The sequence below is a fragment of the Pseudomonas sp. R15(2017) genome, assembly GCF_002112685.1.
Classification (GTDB): Bacteria; Pseudomonadota; Gammaproteobacteria; order Pseudomonadales; family Pseudomonadaceae; genus Aquipseudomonas; species Aquipseudomonas glycinae.
The window spans coordinates 21,074-32,363 of record NZ_NEII01000022.1; the positions used below are offsets into that span (position 1 = coordinate 21,074).

At 61.5% G+C, this 11,290-nt stretch carries 11 protein-coding genes and 1 pseudogene; 5 read left to right on the forward strand and 7 right to left on the reverse strand.

Annotated features, from left to right (window positions below; genetic code table 11):
- Nucleotides 1–45: 45 nt before the first annotated feature.
- From CAF77_RS28260 to CAF77_RS28270, 3 genes are read right to left on the reverse strand one after another with little or no spacing between them, the layout of a single operon-like run.
- Nucleotides 46–624 (reverse strand): hypothetical protein, encoded by a 579-nt coding sequence (locus CAF77_RS28260; protein ID WP_085655776.1) that lies wholly within the window; start codon nucleotides 622–624, stop codon nucleotides 46–48.
- A 1-nt stretch (nucleotide 625) separates the two neighbouring features.
- Nucleotides 626–2,788: a xanthine dehydrogenase family protein molybdopterin-binding subunit gene (locus CAF77_RS28265; RefSeq protein ID WP_085655777.1), complete on the reverse strand. Its 2,163-nt coding sequence runs from the start codon at nucleotides 2,786–2,788 to the stop codon at nucleotides 626–628.
- Nucleotides 2,789–2,805: 17 nt separating this feature from the next.
- The gene (locus tag CAF77_RS28270; protein ID WP_007956954.1) at nucleotides 2,806–3,261 is read right to left on the reverse strand and encodes a (2Fe-2S)-binding protein; all 456 of its coding nucleotides are present in this window, start codon (nucleotides 3,259–3,261) and stop codon (nucleotides 2,806–2,808) included.
- 240 nt (nucleotides 3,262–3,501) lie between these two features.
- Between CAF77_RS28270 and CAF77_RS28275 the strand changes: the two genes are divergently transcribed.
- Entirely contained in the window at nucleotides 3,502–4,332 is an 831-nt protein-coding gene (locus CAF77_RS28275; protein WP_011333605.1) for an alpha/beta fold hydrolase, read from the forward strand.
- A 35-nt stretch (nucleotides 4,333–4,367) separates the two neighbouring features.
- Here the strand turns inward: CAF77_RS28275 and CAF77_RS28280 are convergent, their stop codons facing one another.
- Nucleotides 4,368–4,760: a GFA family protein gene (locus CAF77_RS28280; protein WP_085655778.1), complete on the reverse strand. Its 393-nt coding sequence runs from the start codon at nucleotides 4,758–4,760 to the stop codon at nucleotides 4,368–4,370.
- Nucleotides 4,761–4,869: 109 nt separating this feature from the next.
- Here CAF77_RS28280 and CAF77_RS28285 point away from each other — a divergent pair, with 109 nt between their 5' ends.
- Nucleotides 4,870–6,018 carry a GGDEF domain-containing protein gene (locus CAF77_RS28285; RefSeq protein ID WP_064382298.1) on the forward strand — a complete coding sequence of 383 codons (1,149 nt, stop codon included), beginning with the start codon at nucleotides 4,870–4,872 and terminating at the stop codon, nucleotides 6,016–6,018.
- A gap of 38 nt (nucleotides 6,019–6,056) precedes the next feature.
- A complete protein-coding gene (locus CAF77_RS28290; protein ID WP_085655779.1) occupies nucleotides 6,057–6,728 on the forward strand; it encodes a bifunctional 2-polyprenyl-6-hydroxyphenol methylase/3-demethylubiquinol 3-O-methyltransferase UbiG in 672 nt (223 codons plus the stop codon).
- Between the two features lie 4 nt (nucleotides 6,729–6,732).
- Here the strand turns inward: CAF77_RS28290 and CAF77_RS28295 are convergent, their stop codons facing one another.
- On the reverse strand, nucleotides 6,733–7,887 hold the full coding sequence (locus tag CAF77_RS28295; RefSeq protein WP_085655780.1) for an NnrS family protein: 1,155 nt from the start codon (nucleotides 7,885–7,887) through the stop codon (nucleotides 6,733–6,735).
- A 1-nt stretch (nucleotide 7,888) separates the two neighbouring features.
- Nucleotides 7,889–8,137, reverse strand: a complete 249-nt coding sequence (locus CAF77_RS28300; RefSeq protein WP_064382301.1) for a hypothetical protein — start codon at nucleotides 8,135–8,137, stop codon at nucleotides 7,889–7,891.
- A gap of 264 nt (nucleotides 8,138–8,401) precedes the next feature.
- On the opposite strand from CAF77_RS28300, the gene CAF77_RS28305 reads away from it, so the two are divergent.
- Nucleotides 8,402–8,905 (forward strand): VOC family protein, encoded by a 504-nt coding sequence (locus tag CAF77_RS28305; protein ID WP_064382302.1) that lies wholly within the window; start codon nucleotides 8,402–8,404, stop codon nucleotides 8,903–8,905.
- Between the two features lie 35 nt (nucleotides 8,906–8,940).
- Nucleotides 8,941–9,774: an AraC family transcriptional regulator gene (locus CAF77_RS28310; protein WP_085655781.1), complete on the forward strand. Its 834-nt coding sequence runs from the start codon at nucleotides 8,941–8,943 to the stop codon at nucleotides 9,772–9,774.
- Nucleotides 9,775–9,888: 114 nt separating this feature from the next.
- On the opposite strand, the pseudogene CAF77_RS29230 reads toward CAF77_RS28310, so the two are convergent.
- Nucleotides 9,889–11,290: pseudogene (locus tag CAF77_RS29230) on the reverse strand (hypothetical protein); the annotation flags it as partial.

An 11,290-nucleotide genomic window follows, 5' to 3' on the forward strand; every position in this document is an offset into this window, starting at 1 on the left:
GTCGATGCCTTTGAGCTTAGCCCGAATCAGCGATGACTCAACCTCTCATCCGCCGGCTACCGGACACGGCCCGCCCGCATCGGCCCAGAGTTTGAACTGGGTCACGAAGATATCGTGCGGCACCGGCACCGGCGCGCGCCCTGCCCCGGGACTCCAGCCCCAGAGCACCAGCTTGTCTTCGCTGACATGCTTGATCAGGGCGGCGAAATCCCGGTCGCCGTTGCTGGCGCGGTCCTTGATCATCGTGCACAGGCGATCCGGCGGCAGACCGATCCAGGCCATTTTGTGCGCGGCCGGCGGCAGGCTCCAGTGCGGCGCGCCCGGTGGCGCATGGGGGCCGTAACTGGCCGGCGGATTGCTTTCGGCGTGGCAAGTGGCGCAGGGCAAACCGGCGGCGCCCTTGCCGTCCATGCCGCGCACCACGCTCATCGCGTGAGGAATGCCGGCGTCGAACTGCAACGGTGAATCGCCGGGAATGTGGCAGTTCTGGCAACGCGGGCTCTGGAAGACTTTCTGCACCGTGCCGAAAGCTTTCAAGGCTTCCTGATCGTCGGCAAACAGATCCGACGCGTAACCGCCCAGCCCAAGCAAAATCACCGTGCCCAACAACAGATGTCGTTTCATCTCACACCCCCGACAGTTGCAGCGGCAGTTCCCGCAGGCGTTGCCCGGTCAGGGCGAACACCGCGTTGGCCACCGCCGGCGCCGTGGGCGGCACACCGGCCTCGCCGATGCCGCCGGGTTTCTCGCTGCTGGGCACGATGTGCACCTCGACCAGCGGCATTTCATTGAGCCGCAACACCTGATAGTCGTGATAGTTGGACTGCACGACATGGCCGTCCTTGAGGGTCAGTTTGCTGTGCAGCGCCATGCCCAGGCCGAAGGTGATGCACGACTCCATCTGCGCCGCGATGCTCTGCGGGTTGACCGCAATCCCGCAGTCCACCGCGCACACCACGCGATGCACGCGGATCGCCAGATTGTCCTGGGACACCTCGGCCACCTGCGCCACGTAACTGCCGAACGATTCGTGCACCGCCACGCCCAGCGCATGGCCGTCCGGCAGCGGCGCTTTCCAGTTGGCCTTCTCCACCGCCAGGTTCAACACGCCGAGATGCCGGGCATGCTCCTTCAGCAGCGTTCGTCGGTACTCCACCGGGTCCTTGCCCGCCGCCGTGGCCATTTCATCGATCAGCGACTCCATGACAAACGCGGTGTGGCTATGGCCCACCGAGCGTAGCCACAACACGTTGATCCCGGTGGTCGGCGAATGCAGATCGACCTGATGATGGGCCAGGCCCTTGATGTACGGGCTGTCCGAAACGCCCTCGACCGAGGTCTGGTCGACGCCGTTCTTGACCATGGTTTTCTCGAGCATGGTGCCGGCCATGATCGATTGCCCGACCAGCACATGCTGCCAGGCCCGCGGCAAGCCGTCGGGGCCGAGGCCGATCTTCGCCTGATGCAGGAACATCGAGCGGTAGTAACCACCGCGAATATCGTCTTCACGCGACCACACGGTTTTCACCGGCATCGCCGCAGCCTTGGCCACTTGCACCGCTTCGGCGACAAAATCCGAGGTCGGGTTGGCCCGCCGGCCGAAACCACCACCGAGGAATTCGGTGTGAATCTCGACCTGCTCCGGTTTGAGCCCGGTGATTTTGCCGGCGACCATCTGATCCAGCGTCTGGAACTGGGTGCCGGTCCAGATCTCGCACTTGTCGGCGCTGATCTTCACCGTGCAGTTGAGCGGCTCCATCGGCGCGTGGGCCAGGTACGGCACGCTGTATTCAACATCGATTTCCTTCGCTGCCTTGCCGAAGTTGCCCTTGGCATCGCCGGCCTGCGCCGCCGAGGTGCCCGGCGTGGCCGCCAGTTTGCGGAAACTCGCCAACAGCTTTTCACTGCTCAGATCAGCGTTCGGCCCCAGGTCCCAATCGACCTTCAGCGCATCACGACCGAGTTTCGCCGCCCAGTAATGCTCGGCGACCACCGCGACACCGGTCGGCACCTGCACCACTTTGTGCACGCCGGGAATCGCCAGGGCTTCTGCGCCTTCGAAGGATTTCACCGTGGCGCCGAACGCCGGCGCCCGCGCCACCATCGCGGTCATCAGTCCGTCGAACTGCACGTCCATGCCGAACTTGGCGCGACCGGTGATTTTTTCCGGGGTGTCGAGGCGTTTGGTGGGTTTGCCGATGACTTTCCAGTCCTTGGCTTCCTTGAAGGTAATCGACTTCGGATCCGACACTGGCAGTTGCCCGGCGGCGTCCGCCAGTTCGCCGTAGGTGGCGCGGTTGTCTCCGGCAATCACCACGCCGGATTCAGTGCGAATCGTCGACGGTGCCACGTTGAAACGCTTGGCCGCCGCTTCGATCAGCATCTGCCGCGCCGTGGCGCCGGCGAGTCGGTAGCGGTCGAACTCCATCCAGGTTGAAGTGGAGCCGCCCGTAATCTGCATCCCGCCAAACGCCGGCATGCCGTAATCGGCGGCCGAAGCAGGGGAATGCTCGACGCGGATCTTCGACCAGTCGGCGTCCAGCTCTTCGGCGATCAACATGGTCAGGCCGGTCCAGATGCCCTGGCCCATTTCCGAATGGCCGAGCAGCACGGTGACGCTGTTGTCCGCTGCAATCCGCAGGAACGCGTTCGGCGCAAACACCTTGCCTTCATTCTCGGCCGCCATGGCAAAGCGGTTGCCGCCGGGCACCACGAACGCCACCACCAGACCACCGCCCAACACCGCACTGCCCTTGAGAAATCCGCGACGGGATACAGGACTGTTCATCACTCACCTCCCCTCGCTCAGCCGATGTCGGCGGCGCGTTTGACCGCCGCGCGGATTCTTGGATACGTGCCGCAGCGGCAGATGTTGCCGGAGAGCGCCTGATCGATATCGCTGTCGGTGGGTTTGGGAATTTTCGCCAGCAACGCGGCGGCGGACATGATCTGCCCGGACTGGCAGTAGCCGCACTGCACCACGTCCAGTTCGGCCCAGGCCTGCTGCACCGGGTGCGAACCGTCACTGGACAAACCTTCGATGGTGAGGATTTTCTGGCCATGGGCGACGGCCGTGGCCGGGGTGATGCAGGAGCGCAGCGGTGCGCCATCGACGTGCACGGTGCAGGCACCGCACTGGGCCATGCCGCAACCGAATTTGGTACCGGTCAGGTGCGCGACATCGCGCAGGACCCAGAGCAACGGCATGTCCGCAGGGACATCGAGCTCCTGATCCTTGCCATTGATGTTCAAGGTCAGCATCGGGGACTTCCTCAGACTCACAGTGTTCTGAAGGGCGCTGCTACGGCCATCGTTGGCGGTGCGCGCCTCGGCTTATCCCTTTCAGCTAAGCGCATTTTGACCCGACGACCAGCCGCCGCGACCACCGGTCATGCCGCACCGTTCGGAAAATCATCGATCAGGGTGCCGGTTTTGCTCCTACAGTTGATACCGCTTGTCACCGCAAGAACTGCCCTTTCACACTTTCCAGGAGTTGCGAACATGGGATTTGTCACAACGAAAGACGGCGTCGAAATCTTCTATAAGGACTGGGGCCCGAAAGACGCCCCGGTGATCCACTTCCACCACGGCTGGCCGCTCAGCGCGGACGATTGGGATGCGCAAATGTTGTTCTTCCTGGCGCAGGGCTTCCGGGTCGTGGCCCATGATCGACGGGGTCACGGGCGTTCGAGCCAGGTCTGGGACGGCCACGACATGGATCACTACGCCGACGACGTGGCGGCGGTGGTCAACCATCTGGGGACGCAGAAAGCCGTGCATGTTGGCCACTCCACCGGTGGCGGCGAGGTGATTCATTACATCGCCCGGCATGGCGAGGATCGGGTGTCGAAAGCCGCGATCATCAGTGCCGTGCCGCCGCTGATGGTGAAAACCGAGAGCAGTCCCGGCGGCCTGCCCAAATCAGTGTTCGACGATCTTCAGGCGCAACTGGCAGCCAATCGTGCGCAGTTCTATCGCGACGTTCCCAGTGGGCCGTTCTACGGCTACAACCGCCCCGGCGCCAAGCCATCGGAAGGGATCATTGCGAACTGGTGGCGCCAAGGCATGATCGGCAGCGCCAAGGCGCACTATGACGGGATCGTTGCCTTTTCCCAGACCGACTTCACCGCTGACCTCAAAAGCATCTCGATCCCGGTGCTGGTGATGCACGGCGACGATGACCAGATCGTGCCCTATGAAAACGCCGGTGTACTGTCAGCGAAACTGCTGAAAAACAGCACACTGAAGATCTACCCGGGCTTCCCCCACGGGATGCCGACCACCGAGGCGCCGACAATCAACGCGGATCTGCTGGCGTTCATTCGCGGCTGATAGTGGCCGGGGTCAGGCGCCCTGTCTGCCCCCGGCTATTCTTCGGTTCGCCCCGTTCTCTCGCGATCGCGCACGTAGTGTCTGGCCAATGGAAAGGCCGGTAGCCACGACTCGCGACGCAGCGTCCACAGCTCGTACGTGGGCTGGAATTGATCCGGTGCATCCAGCGTCCCCAGATTCACCTCCACTTCATCGCCACTGCGGCCGAACACCGACGAACCACAGCGCGGGCAGAAATGTCGCCCCGCATAGTCATGGGTTTCGCCGCTGATCGTCACCGCGTCCTCGGGAAAGATCGCCGACGCGGCAAACAGCGCGCCCTGGTGTTTGCGGCAATCCAGACAGTGACAAACGCCAACCCTGTAGGGGCGCCCTGACGCCTCGATCCGCACTTCGCCGCACAGACAACCGCCGGTCAATCGGTCCATGGGACACCTCGTCTGAAAATGGAATATCCGGTGAGTGAAAATAGCAGCCCAAAGGGGGAACGCTTACAATCGTGGCCCATTAATACTACTCAGGCAGACCCGTTCTTTCATGGCGCTCGATCCTCTCACGATGCTCACCATTTCCACCGCCCTGGCCGCGGCGGCCGCCCTGTATCTGGCGGTCGAATGGCGCAGCATCCGCGAATCCTCCCTGCTGTTCTGGAGCGCCGGTTTCGCCACCATCACCGTCGGCTCAAGCCTGGCCCTGTTGCGCGCCAATGGTTATCCGCTGATCGGCATCTGGTTCGCCAACGGCCTGCTGGTGGTCGCGCACTGGCTGTTTCTGCTGGGAGTCGCGCGATTTACCCAGCAGCGGTTGTCGCGGGCCTGGTACTTGATGTTCCTGCTCTGGCTGGCGTTGCTGCTGTTACCGGAAGATCCGTCGTGGTCGAAGATCATGCTGATGGCCAACTCGCTGCTGGTGGCCGCGTTGATGCTGCGGGCCAGCCTGTTGCTGCGCCCGCACGGCAAATCGTTGAGCGTCGGCGCGGTGCAATTGCGTTATGTGCTGCTGATCCACGGCGCGTTCTATTTCGCCAAGGCGATCATCGCGGTGATTCCGGGCACGTTGATCGATCTGGCGTCGCTGCGTGGCGAAATCATTCAGATTTCCCTGGTTGAAGGCGCGATGGCGATCATGCTGATCGCGCTGTCGATGACCGGCACCGAGCGCTACCGCCGGGAAAAGCAGATTGCCGAACTGGCCGCCCGGGATCCGCTGACCGCGCTGTACAACCGCCGCGCCCTGGAAGTCCGCGCACCGCGCCTGCTCGACGAAGTCTCCAGCGCCCGCCCCGGCGCGCTGCTGTTGATCGACATCGACAACTTCAAACTGATCAACGACCTGTACGGCCACACCGCCGGCGACCGGTTGCTCATCGCCCTCAGCGAAATGATCCGCGCAGTGCTGCCCAATGGCGCGCTGGCGGCACGGCTGGGCGGTGACGAATTCGTGATGCTGCTGGGCGATGCGTCCCACGCCCAGATCATGGATCTGGGCAGTGCGCTGCGTGAGCAGTTCCAACAGATGACTTCCCAGACCTACACCACCCCGCAAGCGGTCACCCTGAGCATCGGCGCCAAGGTGTTCGATCAGCCGCCGGCCAGCCTCGCAGCGTTGATCGAACAGGGTGACAGCGCGCTCTACGAATCCAAGCGCGGCGGTCGCAACCGGATTCAACTGGCCGACTACACCTGACCTATCCTTGCCTGCATCCCGCGATCACGGAGTCCGTCATGTCCTCGCCTGAATCCACCCTGCTCCAGAGCTGGCACCACAACGCCCGGGCCTGGACCGAAGCCGTGCGCAGCGGCGCCATCGAGAGTCGCCGGCAGGTCACTGATCAGGCCATTCTGCTGGCGGTAATGGGGCGTCAGCCCGAGCGCGTGCTCGATCTGGGATGCGGCGAAGGCTGGCTGTTGCGGGCGCTGGCCGAGCGAGGATTCGAGGCGGTCGGCGTGGACGGTGATCCGACGCTGGTCGAGGCCGCGCGGGTGGCCGGTTCATCGCCCGTGCACGTCGCCAGTTATGAGGATCTGGTTGAGGCGAAGGTTGATATCGGCCGTGATTACGACCTGATCTGCGCCAACTTTTCCCTGCTGCATCAGGACATCATCCCGCTGCTCGCGGCGATGAATGCGCTGCTCGTGCCCGGCGGTGCACTGGTGATCCAGACGCTGCATCCGTGGTCGGTGGCCGCCGGTGATTATCAGGATGGCTGGCGGGAAGAAACCTTCGACGGATTCCAGGGTGAGTGGTCGCCGATGCCGTGGTATTTCCGCACCCTGTCCAGTTGGCTGAATGCGCTGGACATGGCCGGGCTTCAGTTGATCAGTCTGCGCGAGCCGCAGCATCCGCAAAGCCCGGTGCCGCAATCGTTGTTGATGATTGCCGAGCATCGCGGGTAAAACGTTAGAGCCTCGGCTTGAGCAGAATCCCGGTGTAATGCCGCAAAAACAGCGTGAACCCCGTGCACCAGAGCACCACGGACAGCCCCAGTCCCAGACTGGAAAACGGCACCAGCAACACCCGGCAACCCGCCGCGAACAGCACCAGCGCAAAACCCAGCGCCATGCCTTTCGAGGGCTGCAACAACCGGCCGGTGTGCCCAAGGCTGACCCGCGCGATCATCGCCAGAATCAACCCGCCCACCCCGCCGACCGCCAATGCATGGGTCGCCAGGCTTTGCTGGCCGATCAAGCCCAGATGCCACAGTGCCATGGCCCAAATCGCCAGCACCATCCAACCGTAAGCCAGGTACAGCGACCAGAGCAGCGGCATCCGCCACATCCCGCGATCATGCCAGCGGATCAGCCGCATCAACTGCAAACTGCCGGTCAGCATGAACAGCCCCGCCAGCCACCACCGTGGCGAATCATTGAGGCCTGCCGCAAAAGTGACAGCGGTCAGCAGACTGCCGATCAACAGCAAGCGGGTTGGCAGTGGATTGGCGGCCGGTGCCGGCGGACGGTTCAAGCCGCGCTGGATAAAGAACGGAATCACCCGCCCGCCAATCACGGTCATCAGCGCCGCCACCAGCCACAACGCGCCCAGCACGCCTTGGCGCTGCAAACCGGTGTCATCGTTGAACAAGCCAATCAAGGTCAGCGCCTGACAACCCGCCATCAGCGCGAGCACCAGCACAATCGGGTAGTTTTCACGTTTGCGGGCTGCGACCAGATCCCGTCGCAGCATCACTGCCAGCAGCGGCAGAAAACCCCATTGCAGCGCCAGAATCAGCCAGGTCGGCAACGGCAGCCACCACGCCAATCGACCGACCACCCAGACCGACACCAACGCAATCAACGCCCCGCCGCGCACGCCGGGAATCCCGGTCCAGTTGGGCACCGCAGTCAACAGAAACCCGGCAACAATCGCCGCCGCAAAACCAAACGGCATTTCATGCCGATGCCAGGCCAACATACCGCCCGCCGGTTGCAGATCGAACCAGTGGCCGTAAAGCCACAGGCCCCAGATCAGAATCGCCAGCGCGGCGAATCCGGCCCCGGCCAGAAACAGCGGCCGAAAGCCCAGGCTGAACAGCGGTGCCGCAGCGAGTCTGCGCATCTCAGGCCACCGCCAGTGCGGGTGACTGGCCCAACCGATACTGCGAGAGCAGGCGCATCACATAGCCAATCTTGATCAGCGTCGGGCCGACGATGGTCATGGCATGCATCCCCACCAGCAACGCAATCGGCATGTGGCCCTGATACAGATAAGCGCCGTAGATCCCGGCCAGCAACATGACCAGACCGGCGACGAGCACTTTGCTCGACAGGTGCAGAACGTTCAGCGGATTCTCGAAGAAAGTGAACATTTTTTCGTACTCCTGAGCGGATCAGTTTGTACGTAAGGCAACTCAACTTGCGTGCCAGATTTCCAGCCCAGAAAAATCAGTCAGTTGCGAAGATACGAGTCAATTTGACACAGATGCGAAAGAGTCTTTTTGACATAGAACAAGGTCAATACGACTACACGTCTTATTCACAACAACCAACCACTCGACCCATGGCACCGCCAGCTGACCACAGACTGACTACGCTTTTAATCCAGCGTGTCCAACCTGCCGAGGATGACTGCCATGCAACGCTTTCAAAAGCTGACCCCGTGCCTGTGGTTCGACGATCAGGCGGAAGCTGCGGCGAAATTCTACTGCTCGATCTTCGACCACTCGAAAATCACCACCCTCACCCACTACAGCAAGGTCGGCCAGGAATTTCACGGCCGCCCGGAAGGCTCGGTGATGACTGTCAGTTTCGAACTCGACGGCCACACCTTCACCGGGCTCAATGGCGGGCCGGTGTTCAAGTTCAATGAGGCGATTTCGTTTCAGGTCAATTGCCAGAACCAGGAAGAAGTCGACCATTTCTGGGGCAACCTCAGCGCCGGCGGGCCGGCGCAAGCGCAACAATGCGGCTGGCTCAAGGACCAGTTCGGCGTTTCGTGGCAGATCGTGCCGGTGGCGTTCATGCACATGATGACCGACCCCGACCAGACCAAAGTCCAACGGGCAATGCAGGCCATGTTCGGGATGAAAAAACTCGACATCGCCGAACTGGAGCGAGCCTTCGCCGGCCAGAGCTAATACACTCGGGCACTGGCCTGCCGAGAACTCCAACGATGAAACACGCTGCCGCCAAGAACCCCGAACAAGCCCCGCGCTTCTGGCGCGACGACGCCCTGCCCTTCATCGAAGCGCGGGCCATCGCCGATGGGCGTGAGGTCTGCTATTCACGGCACTCCCACGCGCACTTTTCTATCGGCGCGATCACCGCCGGGCGCAGCACCTATGTGCATGAGCAATCGTCGTTCGAAGTGGCGGCCGGCACCGTGGTGCTGATGAATCCGGGGGACGTGCACGCGTGCAACCCGATCGATGATCAGCCGTGGTCGTATTTGATGTTGTACGTAGAAACGCCGTGGCTGACCGATCTGCAGCATCAGTTGGGGTTCAGTGCGGAGCTTGAGTTTCGGCGGTTTTCCGATACCCATTTGAATGACGCCCACCTGTTTCGCGATTTGAATGCGTTGTACGGCGTGTTGGTCGATAATCAGCAAGACGTGCTGCGCAAACAGAGCGCCGCCGTGGAGTTTTTCAGCGAGCTGCAACTGCGCCTGAACCCCATCGAACAATCCATCCGCGAACCGAATTTCAAACTCGAACGCGCCGCCGACTTCATCCGCCAGCATTGCACCGACCTGCTCAGCCTCGACGACATCTGCGCCGCTGCCGAGCTATCTCCGTCGTACCTGATCCGCGCCTTCAAACAGCACTTCGGCATGACGCCCCATGCGTTTTTGGTCAATCAGCGAATTCAGTTTGCCCGCGAGCGTTTACGGCGCGGGCAGTTGATTGCGGATGTGGCGCTGGAGGCCGGGTTTGCCGATCAGGCGCATTTTCAGCGAGCGTTCAAGCAGCATCTGGCGGCTACGCCGGGGCAGTATCGGGGATGAAAACAAAACCGCCCGCATCGCTGCGGGCCGTGAGGGTAATCGGTAAGATCCCTGGCCATGAATCTGTCGCAGGTAAATAAATGCGTCCCCTTTTCCCTCCTTTTCCCTCCGAGGTTAAACCCAACGAAGAACAAACTCCCCACCGTAAACAAATGCTGGAGCCGGGTCAAAGTCATGCGCTTTGTCCGAGGTATCGGCCCAATAGTACATAGGGGCGCCTTTGCTCGGCGCACCATAATCGTGAGTACCAGCCGGAGGGCTTCCCAAGGGGCCCCGAATCACAGAAATATTACTACCATCGGGAAACCATGAAATCCATATCCGATGGAAAGTATGACTAGTAGGAACGTCCTTCAAATAGAAAGTAACCATGCTGAGTAACGGGACGCTGGCACCTGAACTTAACAACTGACCGTTGGGGTTACGATCACCTCGACGTACTTCAAGGAATGCTGCCTTTTTAACTACACTCAATCCCCACGCAGGCGATACCGGCGACGCTCCACCCTGCCCCTTGACCGTGTAACTGCGTGCGCCCAACGTCGCATCCACGTGGGTGTACGAGAACACACCTTGAGCACTCGCCGGGACCGTGGCAAGCAAAGTATTCTGATTGCGCACCTCGACCGGTTGACCCGCAACCGCCGGACCGCTGATCACGAGTGTGTTCGCCTTGGTCAAGCCTCCGTTCGGAATGAGCGCACCGGTGGCGGTGTTTTCGTTCACCTTGGTGATGGTTGCGTTGACGTTGGCCACCACCGTCAGGGTCCAGACATTGGAATAAACAGTCCCGGGGTGATACAGCGACTTAATGTAGAACCGATGGGCGCCCTGCGCGACCGTGATGGTGATCGAATAGTCGCCCTTCGCATCAGCCGTCACCTTGCCCAACGACTTTGCACTCGCACCGCTGCCATCCCACAACTCACCCTGCTGGCCAAGGCTCAGCTTGCCGCTGATCACCAACGTGGGCGCGATGGTCGATCCTCCGATCGCAACGGTCGCACCGGTGGCGGTGTTTTCGTTCACACGGGTAATGGTCGGATCAATAACCGCCGTCACATTGAAGGTCCGCGGTGTCGACGATTGTCCGGAGCCGTACAAGGCTTTGGCCGAGAAACTGTGTCCTGTCAGGGACATGTCGGTAATCGTCAGTGTCCAGATGCCGGTCACTGGATCGGCAGTGGACTGACCTTTGGGTGTCGTGCCATCAAACACCTCGACCCTCTGTCCCTTGGCGGCGCTGCCTTCGAACGTCGCGCTGGTTTCGACGGTGGTTTCACCTTCGCGGATTTCCTCATTGCTTTGAAAGCCCTTGGCCGAGGTGATTTGCGGCTTGTCATCCGCCGCCGTCCCTACGACAAACTCCAACGGATTCGAATAGCTGGTCTTGCCCGTCGCATCCCGAACGATGTGGTAGCGGATACTCAACCGTTCACCGCGACGGGCCTCAAAATACTGCAGTACAAACGCCGCATTGAGCGGAAATTTCACGGGTTTACCGGCGCTCAGTGAG